A 20,830-nucleotide genomic window follows, 5' to 3' on the forward strand; every position below is an offset into this window, starting at 1 on the left:
AACCCTCGTCCCTACGTCTGGGTCAAGACCGCCGAGCAGATCCTGGAGTCGCTCGGCGACTACTGCCAACGAATCATCGACTCACGACACTAGTCACCGTTGCGCAAGTCGACGACCGTTCGACGTTCGAACGCGATGTTGGCGAAGGAGGCTCGGCATCCGTCCCCGGTCGGGCTCTGCACCTCAAAGCCCACCGACAACTCGGTCGCCACTCGCGGTAGCGTAAATGCGCGGACGAAACGCCAATCAGCCCCGTCGTGCGCGTGGAAAGCTAGAACCTTTCCCACCCGCGCAAGACGAAGCCGCGCTTCGGGAGCATCCACGATGAACCCATTGGCGTCATCCGAAACCCCTCTTGTGACGACCGAGACGATCATCACCGCTCCCGCCGGAGAACGCTCGAAGCACAGCTTCGCCCAGTTGGTGTCGTCAACCCATGCGAGCAGAACCCCTGCGTCGAACGTCGCCCGAAAATCGGGCGTCACTTCGGCAGCGAGAGTGAAGTCACCCTCTGGTGGAGTCCCCAGAAGGGTGTGGGCGTTGAGCAAAGTCTCCGCGGCGACACCACTGTCCCCACTGGGGTCGACGAAGAGGTCCGTCCCTGCGGGGGCGGCTCCTTCAATACCTGCAGACGTGGCAGTCCAGACTGACCCCTCCGATGCGAGGAGGTCGAACGGAAGAGAGGGAATGCGCATGACGGCAGCCTAACGAAAGTGGGCCTTCGTTGGTAGCGTTGTGAGCAACTGCAGGGGTCAAGTCTTGAGAAGTGGTGTACGACGTTCGCCGCGTGATGCTTCGTGCCGTCAGGCCGTCAAGGCCTGTGTCGTGAGGTCGGCCTCCGAAACGATCTGTCGGCCCTGAGAGCACCAGTTCTGCGAGATCGTGCACAGTGCGTGGAATCCAGGTCCCACCCCTGGGAAGGCAACGTCGCGACATATTCAGGCGAGGTTCGCGCCGTGAAGTGCGGGCGCCACGCGGGCGGTGACGATCACACGGCGTCGTCGGCCAGTCGTTCTCCGAAGAGGACAGCCTCGCCGGTTGAGTAGTGACTGTTCACGCTCAGGTGCTCGGCGAAGCGTGCGTCGTCGAACGCCGCGGTCAAGTCAGCGGCCGAGCGCCACTGCACGTGCTCGACGATTCGCTCGCTGCGGAGGTCGCGGAAGAAGCGCGCCGAGACGAAGCCGTCGAGATGCCTGATGTGGTCGCGCGTTTCGCTCTCGTTGTACTCGCCGACCCACCCTTGTCTACCGCTGACGGGTGTCAGCCGGATGATCTCGTTCGCCAGGTCGGACCGAGCGCTCGACGGGTCGAGTCCGGTCACGTCGTCCGGACTCGCAGTCATCGCGGCGGCGAACCGGTAGATCCCTTCGTCGACGACGATGTCGTCGACGAACTCGTCACCGGGTTGCGTCCGGCTCAGCTCCGCGGCGAAAGCTTCGGCGTCGCTGCTGCTGCGCCAGAAGAAGAACCCCATGAGGAGTTCGGTGTCAGGGGCTGGGGGCGGACCGAGCACCTGGCCCTGCGCCAGCCAGATCCCGCCGCCGTACCCTGGTCGCGGCCGTGCGAGCGCCTCGGTGGACGTCACGAGGCCGGTCCACCTGTCCCCTGCATCGCCTGGGTCGGCGTCTGCACCGACCAGGACGACGAAGGGAAACTCAACGACGTCGACGTCGTCCATGTCAGGCACCTCCGGCTCTGCCCGACAGGAACTCATCGCCCTGGTCGTCGAGCAGACGAGCAGTGACCCCGAGCTCGATGTCGACCCGGTTGCCCGCCAAGACGCCCTGTCGATCGAGCGGAACGCCGAAGCGGACTCCGAAGTCCTGACGATTCACCTGCCCGGTCGCACGGAACCGGACGTCGTGGCGTCCTTCGGCGTCGCGCTCGAACCGGACCTGTGTCACCTCCAGCACGACGGGGTGGGTGACGCCGCGCATGGTGAGGGAGCCGTGGATTCGAACGTCGTTGCTCGGCGTGTTGGCGTTCGGTGTGATGGCGGTCGAGGTGAAGGTGATCGCCGGGTGGTTCTCCGCGTCGAAGGGGTCCTTGGACCGGGTTCCGTCATCACGTCGGGCGTCGAAGGTGTCCATCGAGCGCACCTGGATGCTTGCCTGGACGGAGGAGGTGGTGACGTCGGGACGGGTCACGATCCGGCCGTCGAACTCGGTGAAGACGCCTGGCACCTTCTTGGTGATCAAGTGGCGGATCGAGAACTTCACCGTGCTGTGTTGTGGATCGATGATCCAGGTCCCCGTCACGTACTTGCTGGGTGCTTGTGCCATGGGTTTCGGTCTCCGGGTCCAGTTCGGTTGTCGAGAGCAGGTTGCGTGTTCCACGGGCGACGTCTCTTCGGGGTTGTTCCTCGGGTTCGTCTCGAGGATTCACCGTCGGGCGAGGGCGGTTCACGCGGTGAGCGTCGTCTCAGGCCATCTGTTGCCTGCGCTGGGGGTACTCAGGAGACCGCCGGGCTGAAGAGTCCGTGTGCTCCCAGGACCGAGAGGTCCGTGGCCGTGTAGCCACCGTCGACCGCGATGATCTGAGCGGTGATGAACGAGGCCGCATCACTGAGCAGGAACAGCACCAGTGCGGCGGCCTCTTCGCTGGTCGCGGCCCGCCCGAGGGGGATGGTGCGGAGAAAGCGCTCCATACCGGTCTGGTCGTTGAAGGCGAAGGCACTGGCATCAGTGCGAGTCAGTCCGGGGCGGATCGCGTTGACCCGCACACCTCGAGTTCCCAGCTCTGCTGCCAGGGCTCGGGTGGCGGCATCCAGTGCACCCTTCGCGGCGGCGTACAGGCTGGTCGTCGGCTGGCCCACGGCCGCCATCGCCGAGGAGATGTTGACGATGCTGGCGCCTGGCTGCAGGTGCGGTGCAGCTGCCGCGGTCAGGAGCAGTGGAGCGCGTACGTCCAAGGCCAGGACGTGATCGATCGTGGACGCCTGCAGGTGCTGCACGGGGTGGAACGGTGCGGTCCCGGCGTTGTTGACCAGGCCGTCGAGGCGGCCGTGTCGCTGCAGCACCTCGCGAACCAGGACCGTCGCAGCGTCCGCTTCGGTCAGGTCACCCACCAGGTAGGTGCAGGAGGGTCCCAGTAGATCGGTGTGGGTTTGCAGCGACGTCTCGTCGCGGCCGGTGATGACCACGGACGCCCCGGCGTCCACGAGGGCTGTGCTGATGGCGGCGCCGAGACCACGACCGCCACCGGTCACGATCATCGTCTTGTCGAGCAACGGGCGTGGTCGAGAGCTGGTCTCCACCACGGTAGTGGTCTCTTCGCCCGCGGGCTCCTGCGCGTCGACCGTCGCGCGAGCTGTCGCGGGGGTGCCTGATGTGGGGGGCGTGGCTGTGGGCAACTTCGCCTCGGTCATGGTGGTTCTCTCCAGGAGGGGACAGACCCTGGTTCGCGAGAGCGAGCACCTCGCCGACGGCGCACGAGGAGACGGGGACACGAGTCAGGGGCGTGGGTTTCCAGCCCCGGACCGCTCGTGTCGAGCGACCACTTCACCATGAGGTGAACGATCTGAGCATAACCCGCTCGAGACCTGTTTGTTTCTGTGAGTTCGAGACGCACTGGATTGCCCAGAACTGACGGAATCACGCAAGAGAAGTCTCCTGTGACGATTGCCACAGGCAAGACCTGAGGATTGGAGTGGCGATCTCGAGGCCGTTCTGAGCAATGGTGAGTTCTCGAGGTCGATCCCGCCTGAGCGGGCAGCGCCGGCGTCTGGACGGGCGGCAGGACCGGTGATCTGACCTGTCAAGGAGTGGCCGGGCGGGCCGGGATGTCGCAGCGGTGGGGTAAACCTGTCACCGTGCTGAACCTGACCCCCCGCGGACCGTTCTCGCTCGCCGCCGGCAGGCGCTTCCTGGACGGTTTCGCTCCCGCGGGTCGGACGGTCGAGGAGGGCCCGCTCCGGTTGGCGTTCGCGCCCGACGGCCGCGGCGCGACGACTGGTGCCGCGCTCACCCAGTCCGCCGACGGCGTGGTCCACGCCGACGTCGTGGGGGCCGAGCCGCCGGGGTTCGCCGACCACCTGGCTCGCGTCCTGTCCCTGGACGTGGACGGCACCGGCTTCCCCGCCGTGGCCGACCGGGACCCCGTCGTCGGTCGGCTCGTCGCCTCCTACCCCGGACTGCGACCGGTCGGTTTCTACTCGCCCTACGAGGCGGCCTGCTGGGCCGTGGTCACGCAGCGGCTGCGGATCACCCAGGCCGCCGGGATCGTCGCGGGCATCCGGGCCCGTTGGGGGGAGACCGCCGAGGTCGCCGGCCGTCCGGTGGCGGCGTTCCCGTCCGCCGCGGTGCTGCACGAGGTGGCCGGGGAGCTCCCGCTGCCCGACGTGAAGCGGGAACGGCTGCGCGGCCTCGCCGAGGCTGCCCTCGACGGGCGGCTCGACGGCGCCCGGTTGCGCGCGATGTCTGCGGAGGAGGCGGTCGCCGACGTCAGCCTGCTGGCGGGGATCGGGCCCTTCTCCGCCGAGCTCGTGGTCGTGCGGGGTGCGGGCCACCCGGACCGGTTCCCGACCAACGAGGCGCGCCTGCACGACTCGATGCGGCAGCTGTACGACCTGCCCGGGGCCGACGTCGAGGAGCTGGCCTCCGTGGCCCGCGCCTGGGCCCCGTACCGGACCTGGGTCGCCGTGCTGCTCCGCGTCGACCGCGAGGCCACCACCGGCGAGATCGCCCGCGGGGCCAGGGTCACCCTCGCAGCCGCAGCCCGCGGAGGGTCACGCTGAACTCGGCCGCCTGCAGCGCGGCCGACAGCCGGGTCGGTGCGTGCACCGAGGCGCCGTCGGTCTCCTGCACCACCGTCCGGCCCAGCGCCCCGTCCGCGACCGCGTTGGACAGCGCGGTGGCGACCCCCTCGAGGGCCACCTCGTCCTCGGTTTAGGACAGCAGCGTCTTGCCGCTTCGCTCGACGTGGAGCACCAGCTCACCGTCGACCAGCACGCCTACTTTCCGACCGGCCCCGGCCACAAGCCACGACGGGTGGGAGTACGGGGTCGTCTTCCGCCCGCGCCCGCCGGCGGAGGCGTGTGAGCTGCCCATCTCGATCGTCCGAGGTGAGCGGGTGCTTACCCGATGGGTGGCTGACCTGACTCGTCCCCGGCCTCTTGGCCGAGAAGCCGAGTCTTGAGCATGCGCTCCCTAGCGGCGCGCACAACGCGGGAAGACCGTGAAGTCGGTCTGAGCACGAATCGGTGTGAGCCGTTTCGCATCCGCAGCAGTGGAGTCAGCGGTGGGCTTGGTCCGTCTCGGCTCGGGTGAAGCGCTGGGCGTGCTCGGCGCGGGCACTGAGGCGGGCGACGTCCTCATGTCGGCCCTGCTGCTCAGCAGTGACCGCGAGCTCTCGATACGTCTGGGCCACCTTGCTTTCGACGGCGGCGACCTCACCCGCCAGCCGGGGTGCCGCGTCGATTAGGGCTTGGGCTTGCTCTTGGAGTTGTCGAGTACGCCGACCTACGTGGGCGAGACGCTCGGCTCTGCCCGCGGCAGAGCCGTCGCGGTCGTGATCACCGGAATCAGTGGTCATTAGCTTCAGTCAGGGACTGCGCCGGGGTGCGGCCGGTGACGACGTCGGCGGCGGTCTCCTCCAGCGTCTTCTCCTGGGTGTAGGCGTGGGCGCGGAGCAGGGCGAAGGCGTCGGAGGTGTCCAGGTGCAGGACGGCGTTGCAGATGCCGACGGCGATCCAGATCTCCTGGCGGGCGCGGACGGCGGCGCTGTTCAGCCACGCCCGCGGATGGACGGGGTCCAGGGATGGCCTGGCGCCGTCTGTAGGTGATGCCATCTGGGCCGGTTCGACCTCGACGGCGGAGCCGAGATCAAGGTCGGTGGCTGACCACAGGTAGGTCAGCGCGTGGTGGGCGAGGGCGGCGACGGTCTGCGCGGAGCACAGGTCCAGCCCGGTGTCGGGGTGGGGTCGGGTGGAGTAGAGGTCGAGGGCGCCGTTGAGGTGGGCGCCGTGGCCCAAGGGAAGGGCGACGATGGAGCGGTAGGGGCTGTGCTGGCGCAGGAGGTCGTGTAGGGCGGGCCAGCGTCGGCGCAGGGCGGCTTCGTCGACGATGACCAGTTCACCGGTGTCGTAGGCGATGAAGCAGGGGCCTTCACCGAGGGTGAACTGCAGCTGTTCGGCGGCGACGGCCTCGGAGGTGCTGGCGCCGAGGGGGACGCGCTGTTGTGCTCCGCAGAGGCTGATGCCGGCGGCGTCCACGGGCAGGACCTGGGTGATGGCTCGGGCCAGGACGGTGGGGAGCAGGTCCAGGTGGTGGTGGGCGGCTTCGAAGATCCAGGTGGCGCGGAAGTCTTCGACGATGTTCACGTGAGGTCGCTCAAGGGGGCAGCTTTCGAGGTGCGTGGGACGGGCGGCTGCTGCACCCGGAGCAGTAGGCAATCACACCGTCGCAGGTTTCGCCTCCCGATGAGGAGCTGTCCTGTTCGGCTCATCAGGGAACACCCGACGGCTGACAGAGAAGGCCAGGGAGGTGACGGTTCGACGAACTTGGTCTCGCTCAGCCCCGTTGGCCTTGGCCATGGGGGTCCCTGACGAGATGCTCGACGTTGAATCACCGGGTTCAGAGCATTCGAGATCCTGGAAAGGGATCTCGAGCAGTGCAGATCAGGGCTGCGGGGGGTGGGTCTGCCTGGATGGGTCGTTGTGCAGGCGCCTGACCAGTTCGCGGGCAGCGTTCTCCGTGAGATCTTCGAGTAGGTTGAACCGCCCCGGCTTCAGTGGAGGCTCGGTTCTCCGGTTTCCAGTGTCCTCGACGTGTGGTTCTGACGGTAGTGGTTGGTCTCGTGCTCGGCGGGCGGGACGTCGCCGAGCTCGGTGTGTAGGCGGCGGTTGTTGAACCAATCGACCCACTCCAAGGTGGCGATCTCGACGTCGTCCAAGGTGCGCCAAGGCCCGCGCCGACGGATCAGCTCGGTCTTGAACAACCCGATCGTGGATTCAGCGAGGGCGTTGTCGTAAGCGTCCGCGACCGTCCCGATCGAGGCGCGTGCCCCCAAAGCGGCCAGGCGCTCCGTCAGCGCCAGCGAAACGTATTGGGCGGATTCAATCGGTCGTCGCAACACCGGACTGATGCAGCGATCGTAGCTGCTCCTCGAACACCTCAGCAGGAGTCTTCCAACCAAGAACCTTCCGGGGGCGGCCATTGACCGCAAGAGCAACAGCCTCGAGGTCTTCAGCCGACCATCGCGACAGGTCGGTGCCCTTGGGGAAGTACTGCCGCAGCAGCCCGTTGGTGTTCTCGTTACTCGGCCGCTGCCACGGCGAATTCGGGTCAGCGAAGAACACCCTCGTCCCGGTCTCCAGCGTCAACAACGCGTGCCCGGACAACTCTTTCCCCCGGTCCCAGGTGAGCGTCTGACGTAGCTGCTCGGGCAGTCGGGAGATCGATGCGGTCAGTGCAGCGTTCATCGCCACAGCTCCGTAACCACCGAGCGAGGGCCCGTTCTTCACCGGTGGAACCTAACCCCATCCCTCCAACCGGGGCAGGTGCACCAACAGCGTGCAGCGGCTACTACGTTCGACCAGCGTCCCGATCGCAGAACGCCCAGTTCCGATGATCAGATCACCTTCCCAGTGCCCCGGAACGGCACGATCGGCGGCCTCAGCCGGTCGCTGGCTGAGCACCACGTCGGACGTCACATGACCCTGCGCCTTGTTCCGCGACCTCGCCCGCGGTTCACGCAGCGCCCGACCGGTACGCAGACATGTCACGAGCTCGCGCTTCAGCGCACCGCGCCCCTGGATGAAACAACGACTGGTAGATCGCCTCATGACTGACGCGCATGGACTCATCATCGGGGAAGTCGACCCGCAGGCGGTGGGAGATCTGCTGCGGGCTCCACGCCGTCGCCCAGCGCCGGTCCTGACGAAGGGGCTTGTTCAGCCCCTTCCACGTCGGCGGCGTTGGACCCAAGACGGCGGTGCCATCGGAGCGGCGGACTTTCCCTGCCAACCGGTCCTGTACGTAGTCGCGCAGCTGATCGTTGCCGACGAGCTTGGCAGTCTTGGGACGTTTCGCGGCCTCCTGCGCCTTCCACTGCGCCACGCCGGCGTGGACGAGGAAACTCTCCACCGGCTGTCGGTGACGTGCTTGGTACGCCCACAGACGGGGAAGTGTCGCCGTCCGAGACGACCAAGGCAGATGTTGGGGGAAGTGTGTCGCGCGCCAGCGCGGCACCTCGCCTGGGCGACAACCGGATGAGGTGAGGGGGTTCGGTGGTGGTCGGGTGATGGGCACGCTAGGCCAGTCCGGGTACCTCGAAACTCTGGAACTCACCAACGGTTCGAGCGAGCGCCAGCGAGGGAGAGTCGTTGCTACGCAACGATATACGAAACTCCAGGCCGCGCCAGCGGCCATACGGTGCACCGGCCACGCGCCAGCGTGGCGGCACGAGGCGGCGCGCCAGCGCCGCCTCGCTGCCCGACGACCCAGCCCGCCATGCCCAGCCCGCTCGAGAGGTGCACGGCCAGGAACGGCACGACGAGGTAGAAGCCGGTGTTGAAGGCGAACTGGCTGAACAGCAGCAACCGGACGGGTGCGGGCAGGGAGCGCCACGCGGACCGCTTCGTCACGCGGCCAGCCCCTCGACGGCGTGCACGACGGCCTCGTGCAGCCGCGGGTCGCCGAGGAGCCGGAAGTGGCCGTCGAGGGGGATCTCCACCTCGACCGCGCCGGACAGCGGCGGGGCGCTCGCGGCCCGCGGGACGTGCGGGTCGTACCGGGGCCGGACCGCGACGATCCGGGGGTGGGCCGTGAGGTCCGCGGCCAGCCTCCGGATCGCGGGGTCGCGGGGGGACAGGCGCCGCACGGACCGGGCGGGGAACCACGTCGCGTACCGCGACCCCTCGAACGGGGTGGCGACGGCGACGAGCCCGACGACCCGCGCGGCCACGTCCGGCAGGGACAGGGCCGTCTTGGCGATGAGGCCGCCCTTGGAGTGCGCGACGACGACGGCCCCGTGCAGGTCCAGCCCGACGACGGTGCGCCGCAACACCTCCGCGCCGACCGCGAGTTCGGCGGAGTTGGTGCCCAGGCCCGGCAGCACGTGGACGGGGTGGCCCGCCCGGTGCAGGGCGTCGCCGAGGTCGCGCAGCACGTGCCACGTCTCCCAGATCCCGGGGACGAGGACGACGGGGCAGCCCGCACCGCCCGTCCAGTCGGGGCGGCCCGGACGGAGCTGGGCGCGGACGAGCCAGGCGTAGTCGGCGAGCCGGGCGCTCAGGTCCACGCGGTCACCGCCGCACCAGCGCGGCGAGCTCGGCCACGACCTCGCGCGCGTGGTCGAACACGACGGAGTGGGCGCCGGGGACCTCCGCCCAGCGGCCCTGGGGCGCGCGCTCGGCGAGCATCCGGACCCACCGGGCGGGGGCGACGGCGTCGTGGCGGCCGCGCAGGACGAGCACGGGCACGTCCAGCTCCCGGATCCGGTCCTCGATGGGGTAGGTCATCATCGACGGCAGGGTGTGGGCGAACCAGCGCCACCCGCAGCGGGCGTACCCCTCGAGCGACATCCGCCGCACCGCAGCCGGTTCGAAGACGGCCGACTGCAGCAGCCGCAGCCCCTGTCGGGGCACCGACCGCTCCTGCAGGTTGACCGGCGGCCCGATGAGCGCGACGTGCGCGACGGCGCCGGGGTCGACCAGGGCGGCCTCCGTCACGACCTGCGCGCCCATCGAGTGCCCCACGAGCAGCACGGACGTCAGGTGCTGGTCGCGGATCCACTCCGCCACCAGGGCACCCATCTCCTGCGTCGACAGCGGCCGGTCGGGGTGGGGGATGCCGGCGAAGCCGGGCAGCTCGACGAGGTGGACCGTGCCGGAACGGGCGAGCACCACGGCCAGCCGCTGGAAGTAGGCGGAGGAGACCCCGAGGCCGTGGACCAGGACGACGTCGTGCCGGTGCTCGGGCAGGACGTCCTCGGTCTCGGCGACCCACATCGTCCACGTGCGCAACCAGAGGCCGCCGCGGCGGACCCGGTCGATGCGGACGGTGAGTCCGCTGGGCATGTCCTCGGGGGTCAGGCGGCGCACCGGGCCCATCCTCCCGGTCGCCCCTGGGTCCGAGCTGGAGGGGGCCCGTCGGTGAGCGGGCGACGCGGGTCCGGTCGACGCCCGTCCGTCCCTCGCGACACAGTGGTCAGGTACGGATGGTGACGACGATCGAGCTGACGGTGACATCGCGCGCACACCGGTCCGGGTGCGGGTTCAGGGTTCCGGGTCCGGAGCCGATGAACAGGGAGCCACCCGCTCCCGGGTGGTGTTCCACGGCGCGGTGCGCCGGCGGCGAGGAAGGTCAGGTGCGGCGTGGGCAGACGCATCAAGGTGCTCACGGTGGACGACTCGGTCGTCGTCCGCCGGCTCGTGACCGATGTGCTGGCCTCCGACCCGGCCATCGAGGTCGTCGGAACGGCCCCCAACGGCAAGATCGCGCTGGACAAGATCGTCCAACTCCAGCCCGACGTGGTGACCCTCGACATCGAGATGCCCGTCATGGACGGCCTCGAGGCGATCAAGGAGATCCGCAAGATCGACCGGAAGCTCCCGGTCATCATGTTCTCCACGCTCACCGAGCGCGGCGCGAGCGCGACCCTCGAGGCCCTGTCCTCGGGTGCGTCCGACTACGTGACCAAACCGGCGAACGTCGGGTCGGTCCAGGAGTCGATGGACTCCGTCCGCGAGCAGCTCATCCCCAAGATCAAGGCGCTGGTCCCGGGTCTGGCGGCCGCCGCCGCCCCGGTCGTCGCGGCTCCGGCCGCGGCCCGGCCCGCGACCCCCGTCACGACGAGGACCCGCACGGGTGCCGTCAAGTCCCCCCGCGCCCTCGTCATCGGTTCGTCCACGGGCGGGCCCGAGGCGTTGTCGTCGGTCCTGGCCAAGTTGCCGGCCGGGCTCGGGGTGCCGGTCCTCGTCACCCAGCACATGCCGCCCGTCTTCACCCGGCTGTACGCCCAGCGCCTCGACAAGTCCTCCGCGCTGCGGGTCGTCGAGGCCACCGACGGCGAGGCCGTCGTGGCGGGCACCGTCTACGTGGCCCCCGGCGACTTCCACATGGAGGTCGTCCGCCGGGGCCCGTCGATGGCGATCAAGTTGAACCAGGGACCTGCCGAGAACTTCTGCAGACCCGCCGTCGACGTGATGGTGCGTTCGGCGGTCGCCGCCTACGGCGGTGAACTCCTGGCCGTGATCCTCACGGGCATGGGGTCGGACGGGAAGCTCGGCTGCAAGGCCGTGGCTGCGGCCGGTGGCCAGGTCCTGGCTCAGGACGAGGCCACCTCGGTGGTCTGGGGCATGCCCGGAGCCGTGACCCGCGAGGGCATCGCGGACGAGGTCCTCCCCCTGGGGTCGATCGCCGACGCGATCCAGCGCCGGCTCGGCTCCTCGGCCCGGCCCGCGTTCGGTGCGGCGGCCTCCCCGCCGGGATCAGCACCGCGGACCACCACCAGTTCCACCCCCAGCACGACCCCCAGCACCACCCGCACCAGTTCCCTCCCGCCGGCCCGTCCGCCGGCGTTCCGTCCGGCCGCCCCCGCGGCCCGTCCCTCTCAAGGCAGGTGGTGACATGGCACTCACGACCACAGCCTTCGACTGGGTCTGCACCCTCGTGCGCAAGGAGAGTGCGATCGTCCTCGAAAAGGGCAAGGAGTACCTCGTCGAGTCCCGACTCGTGCCGTTGGCACGCGCCGCGGGCGCGACCGACGTCTCCGCCTACGTCGACGGCATCCGGTTGCGTCCCGACCGCCGCGCGCAGACCGCCATCGTCGAAGCGCTGACGACGAACGAGACGTCGTGGTTCCGCGACGGGGCGCCCTTCACGGCGTTCTCGACGTCGGTCGTCCCGGCCCTGAAGCAGGCGCGCGCGGCCACCCGGTCGCTGCGCATCTGGTCCGCGGCCAGCTCCACCGGCCAGGAGGCCTACAGTCTCGCGATCTCGCTGCAGGACAGCCTGGTCGCCGAGGGGTGGCGTGCCGAGATCATCGGCACCGACCTGTCCACCGAGGTGCTGGAGAAGGCCAAGGTCGGCCGGTACTCGCAGTTGGAGATGAACCGCGGGCTGCCGGCCCCGATGCTCGTGCGGCACTTCACGCGCGTCGGGACGCAGTGGCAGGTGAACGACGACGTCAAGCGGATGGTGCGCTTCCAGCAGCTGAACCTCACGAGCTCGTTCGCGGCCCTGGGCCAGTTCGACGTGGTGTTCCTGCGGAACGTCCTCATCTACTTCGACCTCGAGACCAAGCGCGACATCCTGTCCCGCGTGCGCAAGGTGCTCAAGCCCGGGGGATACATGTTCCTCGGGGGTGCAGAAACGACGCTGGGCGTCGATGACAACTGGGACCGCGAACTCATCGGACGGGTTTCGGTCCACCGTCCCAAGAACGGAGGTCAGGCATGAAGGCTCTGGTCGTGGATGACTCCCGCGCCATGCGGAAGATCATCGCAGGTGCACTGCGCAAGCTCGGGTACGAGACGGTCGAGGCGGCCGACGGCGCCGAGGCGCTCAAGGTCCTCGAGGCGGGCCCCCTGCCCGACCTCGCGACGGTCGACTGGAACATGCCGGTGATGGACGGTCTCACGTTCGTCACCCAGGTCCGGGCGAACCGCGAGTACCGCGCGCTCACGCTCATGATGGTGACGACGGAGGCCGAGCACGGACAGATCGTCCGCGCTCTCGCCGCCGGCGCGCACGAGTACCTCATCAAGCCGTTCACGGTCGAGTCGCTGGAGGAGAAGCTCTCCCTGCTCGGCCTCCTGCCGGAAGGGGTCCAGGCATGACCGAGCTGGTCGAGGAGTTCTACGACGAACCCACCGACTACGTCGAGGACGAGGCCCTGGGCCAGATCGTCGACGCGATGTGGGCGTCGTACTTCGCGCACACCGAGTTCCTGCTGCCGTCGTTCGACCAGCACGACATCGAGGGCGACATCTACTGCGCGTCGGTCACGATCTCCGGCGCACGGCCGGGCATCGTCACCGTCAGCGTCGAGCGCACCCTCGGTCTGCCCCTGGCGCAGTCCCTGCTCCAGGAGGACGGCGAGCTGACCGACGAGGACGTCTACGACTCCCTCGGTGAGGTCGCCAACATCGTCGGCGGCAACATCAAGGCCCTCGTCCCCGACGCGGGTCCGCTGGGTCTGCCCGTCGTCTCCACCGCCCTTCCCCTGCACGGCGCCTCCGACCGCCTCGCGGCCCGGCTGGACGCCAACTGGAAGGGTCAGTGGCTGACCTTCGAGGTGTGGCTGGCCGGCGGCGGTTCCGCCGAGAACGTGGGGGGATGACGACGTGAAGGCCCTCGTGGTCGACGACAGCCGCGTCATGCGGCAGATCGTCATCCGTACCCTGCGCCAGGCCGGGTACGACTGGGTCGACGTGGTGCAGGCCGAGAACGGCAAGGAAGGTTTCGACGCGGTCCGCAAGGAGAACCCGGACATCGTCCTCTCCGACTGGAACATGCCCGAGGCCACCGGCATCGAGATGCTGCAGAACCTGCGTGGTTCGGGCATCGACGTCCCCTTCGGGTTCGTGACGTCGGAGGGTTCGGAGGAGATGCGGGACAAGGCGGCGGCTGCCGGCGCCCTGTTCCTCATCGCCAAGCCGTTCACCCCCGAGGCGTTCGCCGCGGCGCTCGCCCCGGTCCTCGGCGGCGACGCCGGCTCCGGTGCGACCGAGGCGACCGTGACGCAGGGCGAGGTGAAGTTCGACGTCAACCCGTTGCCGTCGAACCTCGCGATCCGCAACCTGCTCTCGGACCTGCTGAACCGCGACGTCGACCTGTCCGACGGCCGTCCGCTGCCCGTCGGCGGCAAGCCCGGCTCCCTCGTCGGGCTGTACGTGGACGACCACCTGAAGTCCAAGGCCGTCGTGGTCTTCGACTTCGCGCTGGCCGCCCACGCCGGTGCCGCGATCGGTCTGCTGCCCCCCGGGGCCAGCGAGGACGCCATCGACGACAAGGAGCTGCCCGAGAACCTCGCCGTGAACTCGCGCGAGGTGCTCAACATCATGGCGTCGCTGTTCAACGTCGAGGGTGCCGCGCACCTGAAGCTCTACGCGTCCTACGTGCCCGGCGAGGCCCTGCGCCCCGACGTGGCCGACTGGGCGACCCGCACGGGCAGCCGCCTGGACCTCGTGGTCTCGGTGGCGCGCTACGGCAAGGGTGCGATGAGCATCGTCACGTTCTGAGTTCACGACCCTGAGGACCCCTCGCCCGTCCGGGCGGGGGGTCCTCGTCGTGGTGGGGCCTCAGGGGGTGACGACGATCGTGGTGGCCGCGGGTCCGCCGCCCCAGACGGGGTCGGCGGTGGGGCGGCCGAGCAGGTAGCCCTGACCGCACTCGACGCCGAGCTCCCCGAGCACGGTCAGCTCGTCGGGGCGCTCGACGCCCTCGGCGACCATCGTCGAGCCGAGTTCGGAGGCGAACCCCACCAGGGCCCGGGCCACGGCCCGACGGGCCGGGTCGGCGTCGATGCCGCGGACGAAGGCGATGTCGAGCTTGACGATGTCGGGGGTCAGGTGCAGGACGTGCTGCAGGCTCGCGAAACCCGCGCCCGCGTCGTCGACGGCGATGCGGACGCCGTGCCGGCGCAGTGCCGTCGTCGCCTCGGTGAGGGCGTCGTAGTCGTCGACGGGGTCGTGCTCGGTGATCTCGACGACGAGCCGGTCCGGGACGCTCGAGAGCAGGAGCGCGTGGGTGGTGCTGTCCAGCAACGCCTCCGCGGAGGCGTTGACGCTCAGGTACGCGCCGGCGGGGACGGAGCGCACGAGGTGCAGCGCCGAGGCGATCGCCGCCTGCTCCAGCCGGACGCCGACGCCGGACGTCCGCGCGTCGCTGAAGACCTGCTCGGGGCGGCGCGGCGACCCCTCCGGCCCGGTGAAGCGGCTCAGGGCCTCCGCCCCGACCGTCGCCCCCGTGCGCAGGTCGACGATCGGCTGCAGGACGGTGGTGCGGCCGGTCCCGGCGACGAAGGCGTCCAGGGAGGCGAGCCGGTCGTCCCGTTCGGCGCGGCGCCGGTCGCGGTGGTGCAGGACCCCGGCCACGAGCGCGGCGACGACGTGCAGCGCCTCGAACTGGCGAGACCCCAGGTCGTCCTCGGCGTCGGGGCTGCCGACGCCGACGAGGCGTCCGCCCGGGACGCCGTCGGGTCGGACGACGTCCACCGCCAGGGGCGCCCGGTCGAGGTCGGTGTCGGCCAGGAGCCGGACGGTGGCCCGCGGGTCCAGGACGCTGCTCGTCTGCTCGACGTGGTGGGGGCTCGCGCGGGTGGGGCGGGTCAGCGCCGCGACCGGGGTCCCGAAGATGTCCCGGGCCAGGTCGAGGAGCTGGGCGACGGCGTCTGCGTCGTCGTCCTGGCCGTGACCTCGCACCTGTGGCCCTCCCGCGGACGTGCCGTCTGTCGTGGTTCCTTCGTGCACCGACCGCACGGACCCGAGGGGCGCACCGCGCGGGAACGCTGCGTCCTGCTCGTGACACTGCTGTCCGCTCGACCCTCCCAGAACAGTGCAGTGGACACAATCACGAACAGGTCACAGTGACCGGTCGTCACTCCCCGCAGTTCGGCCGGCGTCGGACCTGGTCGCACGGTGTGGGGTCGCACTACGGTCGAACGGTTCCGTCGGACCGTCCATGGAGGCCCTCGTGCCCTCGAACCTGTCGCCCTACCTCAGCTTCCGCGGTCAGGCGAAGGAGGCCATGAGCTTCTACCGCGACGTCCTGGGCGGCACCCTCGACGTCACGACGTTCGGGGAGTTCGGCGCTCCGCCCGGCGTCGACCCCGAGCTCGTCATGCACTCGCAGCTGACGACGTCGCAGGGCTGGATCCTCATGGGGTCCGACGTGCCGCCCGGCATGGACCTCACCCCCGGGTCCAGCGTCACGATCGCCCTCACCGGCGACGACGGCGACGTCCTGCGCCCCGCCTTCACCGCCCTCGCCGAGGGCGGCACGGTCGAGGTGCCGCTGGAGCCGCAGATGTGGGGCGACGAGTACGGCGCGCTCGTCGACCGCTTCGGGATCCACTGGATGGTGAACCTCGCCACCCCCGCCGTGTCCTGACCCCCGCCGCGCGCCGCCGCCCCGGTTGGGCTCGTTGACGCCTCGCGCTCATTGGGTGAGCCGGATGCGTCAGCGGGTCAGTGGTGACGGCGGACCTGCGATGGGCTCGTTGACGCCTCGCGCTCATTGGATGAGCCGGATGCTTTAGCCAGCGTACAGCGCTGGACAACGAGCCCAACCGCCGGGGCGCTCCGATGAGTGACTCAGAGCCGGGGAGTGAGGGGCGTCAGGGACGGCCGGTGGGGCCGTACCGGCGCATCCGCAGCACCGACACCATCGCCTCGCGGATGATCGCCTTCGACATCTTCGACGTCCCGTGGGTGCGCTCGGTGAACAGGATCGGCACCTCGCGCACCGTCGCCCCCCGCTGCAGCGCCGCGAGCGTCGTCTGGATCTGGAAGGCGTAGCCCGCGGCCGTCAGCTGCGAGAGGTCCAGGGAGCGCAGCAGGTCCGCGCGCCAGGCCTTGAAACCGCCGGTGAGATCGGCGACGGGGGCGTTCAGCAGGACGCGGGCGTAGACGTTCGCGCCGCGCGAGAGCGCCTTGCGGTACCAGGGCCACGCGTCGTCGAGGGCGCCGCCGGGCACGTAGCGAGCGCCCAGGACGAGGTCCGCGCCGTCGGCGATCTCGGCCAGCATCCGCTCGAGGGCCTCGACCGGGTGGGAGCCGTCGGCGTCCATCTGCACGACGACGTCGTGGTCACCGGTGGCCAGGGCGTGCGCGAAACCGGCGCGGTAGGCGGCGCCGAGGCCGTCCTTCGTCGTGCGCGTCAGCAGCCGGACCCGGCCCTCGGGGTGGCGGGCGGCGGCCTGTTCGACGAGGGCGCCCGTGCCGTCGGGGGAGGAGTCGTCGACCACGAGGACGTCCGGCGCGACGGCGGAGGAGAGGATCCGCTCGAGCATGCCGAGGATGTTGTCGGCCTCGTCGTACGTGGGCAGGACGACGACGCAGCGCAGGGCTTCGGCCAACGGGTACTCGCTCGGGTGATCGGCGGACAGGTCGCCCGACGCTACCCCACTCGACCCCGCGTCCTCACCCGTGACGGGCCGCGAGGAAGGCCCGGACCACGCGGTCGGCCCGGGCGTCCAGCGCCTCCGGCGTCGGCAACGGCTCCTCGACGCGGAACAGGCCGCGGTCCAGGACGGGTCCGAGCAGCGCGTACGCGAGGTCCTCGGCGGCCTGGGCCGGGTCGGTGACCGGCAGGAGGCCGCGGGTGGCGAGGTCGGTCAGTCCCGCGCCGAGGGCGGCGAGCGTACCCACGACGGCGGCGTCGTGGTACCCGCGGGCCACGTCCGGGAAGCGCGCCGCTTCACCGACGACGAGGCGCCGGACGGCGAGGACCTCGGGTCGGGCCACCGTCCGGAGGTAGGTGCGGGCGATCCCCCGCAGGACCTCCTCGACGTCCGCGGGCGCGGCCGCGGCCGCGAAGGCCTCGGGCAGGGTCGCGGCGAAGCCCTGCGCCCGCGCGGTGACCGCGCCCGCCACGGCGCGGAACAGCGACTCCTTGTCGCCGAACTGGTTGTAGAGGGTCTGCTTCGAGACGGCCGCCGTCGCCGCGACCAGGTCGGTGCCCGTTGCCGCGTAGCCGTGCCGCAGGAACAGGGTCGTGGCCGCGGTCAGCAGCGCCTCGCGCGCGGGTTCTCCACCACGCGGTCGCGTGCCCGGGGTGCTCACGGCGAAACCCTCCCACGCGGGGTGCGCTCCGGTACCGTCGAGTCCAGTCGGGTACTGATCAGTCCAAGCCGCGAGGAGCGCCGTGTCCCAGCAGAACGTCGGCCCGTCCGGCAGTCCCCTCGTCGGGCGCGGCGACGCCGACCGCCACTCCGCGATCACGCGTTCGCTGCTGGGCTACGGCCTGCTGGCGGGCCCGTCCTACGTCGTCAGCGGACTCGCCCAGGCGCTGGCGCGCGACGGGTTCCAGCTCGCCCACCACGACCTCAGCCTGCTGGCCAACGGGCCGTGGGGGTGGGTGCAGACCCTCACCTTCCTGTTGACCGGCGCCATGGTCGTGGCGGCCGGCGTCGGGATGCGGCGCGCGTGCCGCACGCTGGGCGAGCGACCGGGTGGCACCTGGGGCCCGTGGCTCGTCGTGGTCTTCGGCCTCGGGCTCGTCGGGGCGGGCGTGTTCCCGGCCGACCCCGTCGACGGGTTCCCGCCGGGAGCGCGAGCGGTGACGACCCTGTCGGGGACGGGCCACATCGTCTGCGCCGCCGTCGGTTTCCTCGCCCTCGTCGCCGGCTGCCTCGTCCACGCCCGGCGGCTGCGGTCCGTCCGGCCCGGCCTCGCGCGCCTGTCCGTCGTCACCGCGGTGCTCTTCCTGCTGGCCTTCGCGGCGCTCGCGAGCGGCTCCTCGGTCGCGGCCGTCGTGCTGGGGTTCTGGGTCGCGCTGCTGCTCGTCTGGACGTGGCTGGCCTTCGTGAGCCTCGACCTGTTCCGCCGGACCCCGCTCCTGACCCCCGCCTGACCCCCGCCTGACCCCACAGCCTGGCCGCTGTCCGGCGTGTCCACGGGCCGCTCCGGGGGTCGTGTCGGACCCGTGCGGCAGCATCGGCCGGGTCGTGGACGGCGACGGCTGCTGCGGAGGGGGTCGCGTGATCAAGTACCTGGGGTCCAAACGACGGCTGGTGCCGGTCCTCGGTGAGCTCGTCGCGGCCAGCGGCGCCCGCACGGGCCTCGACCTCTTCACGGGCACCACCCGCGTCGCCCAGGAGATGTGCCGCCGCGGGCTGCACGTCACGGCCGTCGACACCGCCAGCTACAGCGAGGTCCTGGCCCAGTGCTACGTCGAGGCGGACGTCGACACCGTCGACCCGGCCGAGGTGGCCGAGGCGCTCGACCGGCTCGCGCGTCTGGAGCCCGTGCGCGGGTACGTCACCGAGGTGTTCTGCGAACGCTCGCGCTACTTCCAGCCCCGCAACGGGATGCGGATCGACGCCGTCCGGCAGGGGATCGACGACCTCTACGGCGACTCACCGCTGCGGCCGCTGCTGCTGACGAGCCTGCTGCGGGCCGCCGACGCCGTCGACTCCACCGTCGGGGTGCAGATGGCCTACCTCAAGGGGTGGTCGCGCCGTTCGGGCCGCGACCTGCACCTGCGCCCGCCCGTCCTGACCCCGGGGACGGGCCGCGCGGTCCGCGCCGACGCCGCGCGCGTCGTCGACGACCTGCCGCCCGTCGACCTCGCCTACCTGGACCCGCCGTACAACAAGCACCGGTACTTCGCGAACTACCACGTCTGGGAGACGCTCGTCCGCTGGGACCGCCCCGAGCCCTACGGCGTGGCCGCCAAGCGCGCCGACTGTCGGGAGGCCGTGAGCCGCAGCGTGTTCAACGGTCGCCGGACGATGCCGAGCGCCCTCGCCGAGACGGTGCGCCGGGTCCGCGCCGACACCGTCGTCCTCAGCTTCTCCGACGAGGGGTACGTCGCGCTGCCGGAGCTGCTCGAGATGTGCCGCGCGCGTGGGCGGGACGTCCGGACGCTGTCGTTCGAGAGCGACCGCTACGTCGGCGCCAAGATCGGCATCCACAACCGGGCGGGGGAGAAGGTCGGTTCCGTCGGGCGGCTGCGCAACGTCGAGCACCTCGTCCTGGCCGGCGACGGCGACCGCCTCGACGCGATGGTCGCTCGCGTCGCCGCGCTGCAGGAGGCGTGATGGGTCTGGAGGAGCTGCCGCCCGCCGAGCTCGGCGAGTGGTTCACCGAGGAGAAGCGCCTCCTCGCCCAGCGCGTCCTGCGCGAGGAGTACGAGCAGGGCCGCAGCATCGCCCAGATCGCGCTCGACACCGGCTACAGCGTGACCCGCGTGCGCAAGCTGCTGCTGCGGGAGGGCGTGGCGCTGCGCTCGCGGGCGGGAAGCCGGTCGAGGGGTTCGGCCTAGCTGGCAGACTGTGCCGTGCGCGCGCGCCGCCTGCGGGTGGCCGGGCGCGGTCGGGAGGGCTGGCCGAGTGGTTGAAGGCGGCGGTCTTGAAAACCGCTAGGGAGGTACCCACTCCTTCCTCATGGGTTCGAATCCCATGCCCTCCGCCACCGCCGGACACCCGTCCGGGACGTGACGACGCAGGGAGCTGGACGATGAGCGCGGTCGTGGGGCCTGACTTGACCCCGCAGCGGCGGGAGACGGCGCTGCGCGCCTTCCACGCGCTGCCCCGGGAGGACCGGCAGGACGCGATCGCCCTCGCCCGGCAGGGCCGGCGGCACCCCGACGAGCGCGTCGCCGCGGTCGCCTGGTGGTACGCCGCCGCCGTGCTGCAACCCCGCTGGTACAACCGGATGCCGCTCGCGGTGCCCGTCGTCGTCGTGCTGGCGCTGCTCGCGGCCGCGTTCCTCACGAACTTCTGGCCGCTGGCGTTCCTCGGCCTGGTCGTCCTGCTCGTCTCCGCCGCCCTCGTGCGGCAGCGGCTGACGACCGTCCCGCTGCTCGGGCTCATGCGGCCGCCGAACGCCTCCGACGTGCCCGAGGCCCCGGAGGGCTGACCGCCTCGCTGGACACCCACGGGGACATCCATGGGGACACCCACGTGGAGTGAGGCGTGGGTGTCCCGACCGCGTCGGCGGGACGACGTCCGCGGGACACCCACGGGTGTTCCCACGCCCGGTCCCATGCCCGGTCCGACGTGGGACCGGCCATGGGGCCGGGGCGGCGGTCGTCGGGACGACGCCCCCGCCGCACCCACACCCGGTCCGACGTGAGGCCGGCTGTGGGGCCGGGTCGCCGGTCTCCGGGCCCGCGTCCCCACCCGGTCTCGACGTGGGGCCGGCCGTGGGACCGGGCATGGG

At 70.8% G+C, this 20,830-nt stretch carries 23 protein-coding genes, 1 tRNA gene and 3 pseudogenes; 13 read left to right on the forward strand and 14 right to left on the reverse strand.

Annotated features, from left to right (window positions below):
* Positions 1 to 89: 89 nt before the first annotated feature.
* From AB0637_RS22805 to AB0637_RS22820, 4 genes are all read right to left on the reverse strand, one after another.
* The gene (locus AB0637_RS22805) at positions 90 to 695 is read right to left on the reverse strand and encodes a DUF1349 domain-containing protein (protein ID WP_366174987.1); all 606 of its coding nucleotides are present in this window, start codon (positions 693 to 695) and stop codon (positions 90 to 92) included.
* A gap of 293 nt (positions 696 to 988) precedes the next feature.
* The gene (locus tag AB0637_RS22810) at positions 989 to 1,678 is read right to left on the reverse strand and encodes a hypothetical protein (protein ID WP_366174988.1); all 690 of its coding nucleotides are present in this window, start codon (positions 1,676 to 1,678) and stop codon (positions 989 to 991) included.
* A gap of 1 nt (position 1,679) precedes the next feature.
* The gene (locus AB0637_RS22815; protein WP_366174989.1) at positions 1,680 to 2,282 is read right to left on the reverse strand and encodes a YceI family protein; all 603 of its coding nucleotides are present in this window, start codon (positions 2,280 to 2,282) and stop codon (positions 1,680 to 1,682) included.
* A 170-nt stretch (positions 2,283 to 2,452) separates the two neighbouring features.
* Entirely contained in the window at positions 2,453 to 3,367 is a 915-nt protein-coding gene (locus AB0637_RS22820) for an SDR family oxidoreductase (RefSeq protein ID WP_366174990.1), read from the reverse strand.
* A gap of 414 nt (positions 3,368 to 3,781) precedes the next feature.
* On the opposite strand from AB0637_RS22820, the gene AB0637_RS22825 reads away from it, so the two are divergent.
* A complete protein-coding gene (locus AB0637_RS22825; RefSeq protein ID WP_366174991.1) occupies positions 3,782 to 4,735 on the forward strand; it encodes a DNA-3-methyladenine glycosylase 2 family protein in 954 nt (317 codons plus the stop codon).
* Here AB0637_RS22825 and AB0637_RS22830 read toward each other — a convergent pair.
* Positions 4,698 to 4,874, reverse strand: a complete 177-nt coding sequence (locus AB0637_RS22830) for a hypothetical protein (RefSeq protein WP_366174992.1) — start codon at positions 4,872 to 4,874, stop codon at positions 4,698 to 4,700. The genes AB0637_RS22825 and AB0637_RS22830 overlap by 38 nt on opposite strands.
* A 364-nt stretch (positions 4,875 to 5,238) precedes the next feature.
* On the opposite strand from AB0637_RS22830, the gene AB0637_RS22835 reads away from it, so the two are divergent.
* Entirely contained in the window at positions 5,239 to 5,421 is a 183-nt protein-coding gene (locus tag AB0637_RS22835) for a hypothetical protein (RefSeq protein ID WP_366174993.1), read from the forward strand.
* A 100-nt stretch (positions 5,422 to 5,521) separates the two neighbouring features.
* On the opposite strand, the gene AB0637_RS22840 is transcribed toward AB0637_RS22835, so the two are convergent.
* The 6 genes and pseudogenes from AB0637_RS22840 to AB0637_RS22865 all read right to left on the reverse strand — a co-directional run bounded on the left by AB0637_RS22840 (position 5,522) and on the right by AB0637_RS22865 (position 10,042).
* Positions 5,522 to 6,319 carry a GAF and ANTAR domain-containing protein gene (locus tag AB0637_RS22840; protein WP_366174994.1) on the reverse strand — a complete coding sequence of 266 codons (798 nt, stop codon included), beginning with the start codon at positions 6,317 to 6,319 and terminating at the stop codon, positions 5,522 to 5,524.
* Positions 6,320 to 6,726: 407 nt separating this feature from the next.
* A pseudogene (locus AB0637_RS22845) lies at positions 6,727 to 7,047 on the reverse strand (integrase core domain-containing protein); the annotation flags it as partial.
* A gap of 7 nt (positions 7,048 to 7,054) precedes the next feature.
* Positions 7,055 to 8,063, reverse strand: a pseudogene (locus tag AB0637_RS22850) (IS30 family transposase); the annotation flags it as partial.
* A 263-nt stretch (positions 8,064 to 8,326) separates the two neighbouring features.
* The gene (locus AB0637_RS22855) at positions 8,327 to 8,584 is read right to left on the reverse strand and encodes a hypothetical protein (protein ID WP_366174995.1); all 258 of its coding nucleotides are present in this window, start codon (positions 8,582 to 8,584) and stop codon (positions 8,327 to 8,329) included.
* Positions 8,581 to 9,240: an alpha/beta hydrolase gene (locus AB0637_RS22860; protein ID WP_366174996.1), complete on the reverse strand. Its 660-nt coding sequence runs from the start codon at positions 9,238 to 9,240 to the stop codon at positions 8,581 to 8,583. The genes AB0637_RS22855 and AB0637_RS22860 overlap by 4 nt, the downstream gene beginning before the upstream one ends.
* A gap of 4 nt (positions 9,241 to 9,244) precedes the next feature.
* Complete coding sequence (locus AB0637_RS22865) at positions 9,245 to 10,042, reverse strand: alpha/beta hydrolase (RefSeq protein ID WP_366174997.1); 798 nt, start codon at positions 10,040 to 10,042, stop codon at positions 9,245 to 9,247.
* 273 nt (positions 10,043 to 10,315) lie between these two features.
* Between AB0637_RS22865 and AB0637_RS22870 the strand changes: the two genes are divergently transcribed.
* The 5 genes and pseudogenes from AB0637_RS22870 to AB0637_RS22890 form a co-directional block, all read left to right on the forward strand.
* Entirely contained in the window at positions 10,316 to 11,569 is a 1,254-nt protein-coding gene (locus AB0637_RS22870; RefSeq protein WP_366174998.1) for a chemotaxis response regulator protein-glutamate methylesterase, read from the forward strand.
* Between the two features lies 1 nt (position 11,570).
* The gene (locus AB0637_RS22875) at positions 11,571 to 12,401 is read left to right on the forward strand and encodes a protein-glutamate O-methyltransferase CheR (RefSeq protein WP_366174999.1); all 831 of its coding nucleotides are present in this window, start codon (positions 11,571 to 11,573) and stop codon (positions 12,399 to 12,401) included.
* Complete coding sequence (locus tag AB0637_RS22880) at positions 12,398 to 12,781, forward strand: response regulator (protein WP_366175000.1); 384 nt, start codon at positions 12,398 to 12,400, stop codon at positions 12,779 to 12,781. Before AB0637_RS22875 ends, AB0637_RS22880 begins: the two co-directional genes overlap by 4 nt.
* Positions 12,778 to 13,284 (forward strand): chemotaxis protein CheX, encoded by a 507-nt coding sequence (locus tag AB0637_RS22885; RefSeq protein WP_366175001.1) that lies wholly within the window; start codon positions 12,778 to 12,780, stop codon positions 13,282 to 13,284. Before AB0637_RS22880 ends, AB0637_RS22885 begins: the two co-directional genes overlap by 4 nt.
* A 4-nt stretch (positions 13,285 to 13,288) precedes the next feature.
* Positions 13,289 to 13,645 (forward strand): annotated as a pseudogene (locus AB0637_RS22890) (response regulator); the annotation flags it as partial.
* A 600-nt stretch (positions 13,646 to 14,245) separates the two neighbouring features.
* On the opposite strand, the gene AB0637_RS22895 reads toward AB0637_RS22890, so the two are convergent.
* Positions 14,246 to 15,367: an EAL domain-containing protein gene (locus AB0637_RS22895; RefSeq protein ID WP_366175002.1), complete on the reverse strand. Its 1,122-nt coding sequence runs from the start codon at positions 15,365 to 15,367 to the stop codon at positions 14,246 to 14,248.
* 271 nt (positions 15,368 to 15,638) lie between these two features.
* On the opposite strand from AB0637_RS22895, the gene AB0637_RS22900 reads away from it, so the two are divergent.
* Positions 15,639 to 16,055: a VOC family protein gene (locus tag AB0637_RS22900; protein ID WP_366175003.1), complete on the forward strand. Its 417-nt coding sequence runs from the start codon at positions 15,639 to 15,641 to the stop codon at positions 16,053 to 16,055.
* Between the two features lie 226 nt (positions 16,056 to 16,281).
* Here AB0637_RS22900 and AB0637_RS22905 read toward each other — a convergent pair whose 3' ends face one another.
* Together AB0637_RS22905 and AB0637_RS22910 are read right to left on the reverse strand one after the other, a co-directional pair.
* Positions 16,282 to 17,022, reverse strand: coding sequence for a polyprenol monophosphomannose synthase (locus tag AB0637_RS22905; RefSeq protein ID WP_366175004.1), 741 nt, complete (start codon positions 17,020 to 17,022; stop codon positions 16,282 to 16,284).
* Positions 17,023 to 17,086: 64 nt separating this feature from the next.
* Positions 17,087 to 17,728 (reverse strand): TetR/AcrR family transcriptional regulator, encoded by a 642-nt coding sequence (locus AB0637_RS22910; RefSeq protein ID WP_366175005.1) that lies wholly within the window; start codon positions 17,726 to 17,728, stop codon positions 17,087 to 17,089.
* Between the two features lie 82 nt (positions 17,729 to 17,810).
* Between AB0637_RS22910 and AB0637_RS22915 the strand changes: the two genes are divergently transcribed.
* The 5 genes from AB0637_RS22915 to AB0637_RS22935 all read left to right on the forward strand — a co-directional run bounded on the left by AB0637_RS22915 (position 17,811) and on the right by AB0637_RS22935 (position 20,527).
* Entirely contained in the window at positions 17,811 to 18,518 is a 708-nt protein-coding gene (locus tag AB0637_RS22915) for a DUF998 domain-containing protein (protein WP_366175006.1), read from the forward strand.
* A gap of 127 nt (positions 18,519 to 18,645) precedes the next feature.
* Entirely contained in the window at positions 18,646 to 19,707 is a 1,062-nt protein-coding gene (locus AB0637_RS22920; protein ID WP_366175007.1) for a DNA adenine methylase, read from the forward strand.
* Complete coding sequence (locus tag AB0637_RS22925) at positions 19,707 to 19,931, forward strand: helix-turn-helix domain-containing protein (RefSeq protein ID WP_366175008.1); 225 nt, start codon at positions 19,707 to 19,709, stop codon at positions 19,929 to 19,931. Before AB0637_RS22920 ends, AB0637_RS22925 begins: the two co-directional genes overlap by 1 nt.
* A gap of 53 nt (positions 19,932 to 19,984) precedes the next feature.
* Positions 19,985 to 20,080 (forward strand) — tRNA-Ser (locus tag AB0637_RS22930).
* 45 nt (positions 20,081 to 20,125) lie between these two features.
* Positions 20,126 to 20,527: a hypothetical protein gene (locus AB0637_RS22935; protein ID WP_366175009.1), complete on the forward strand. Its 402-nt coding sequence runs from the start codon at positions 20,126 to 20,128 to the stop codon at positions 20,525 to 20,527.
* The last annotated feature ends 303 nt before the right edge of the window (positions 20,528 to 20,830 follow it).

This window comes from Kineococcus sp. NPDC059986 (assembly GCF_040702905.1).
Lineage (GTDB): Bacteria > Actinomycetota > Actinomycetes > Actinomycetales > Kineococcaceae > Kineococcus.

Bases quoted from the DNA above. Each gene is read 5' to 3' on its own strand.
- AB0637_RS22805 (WP_366174987.1), bottom strand. From the start codon at position 695: ATGCGCATTCCCTCTCTTCCGTTCGACCTCCTCGCATCGGAGGGGTCA.
- AB0637_RS22810 (WP_366174988.1), bottom strand. From the start codon at position 1,678: ATGGACGACGTCGACGTCGTTGAGTTTCCCTTCGTCGTCCTGGTCGGT.
- AB0637_RS22815 (WP_366174989.1), bottom strand. From the start codon at position 2,282: ATGGCACAAGCACCCAGCAAGTACGTGACGGGGACCTGGATCATCGAT.
- AB0637_RS22820 (WP_366174990.1), bottom strand. From the start codon at position 3,367: ATGACCGAGGCGAAGTTGCCCACAGCCACGCCCCCCACATCAGGCACC.
- AB0637_RS22825 (WP_366174991.1), top strand. From the start codon at position 3,782: ATGTCGCAGCGGTGGGGTAAACCTGTCACCGTGCTGAACCTGACCCCC.
- AB0637_RS22875 (WP_366174999.1), top strand. From the start codon at position 11,571: ATGGCACTCACGACCACAGCCTTCGACTGGGTCTGCACCCTCGTGCGC.
- AB0637_RS22880 (WP_366175000.1), top strand. From the start codon at position 12,398: ATGAAGGCTCTGGTCGTGGATGACTCCCGCGCCATGCGGAAGATCATC.
- AB0637_RS22885 (WP_366175001.1), top strand. From the start codon at position 12,778: ATGACCGAGCTGGTCGAGGAGTTCTACGACGAACCCACCGACTACGTC.
- AB0637_RS22925 (WP_366175008.1), top strand. From the start codon at position 19,707: ATGGGTCTGGAGGAGCTGCCGCCCGCCGAGCTCGGCGAGTGGTTCACC.
- AB0637_RS22935 (WP_366175009.1), top strand. From the start codon at position 20,126: ATGAGCGCGGTCGTGGGGCCTGACTTGACCCCGCAGCGGCGGGAGACG.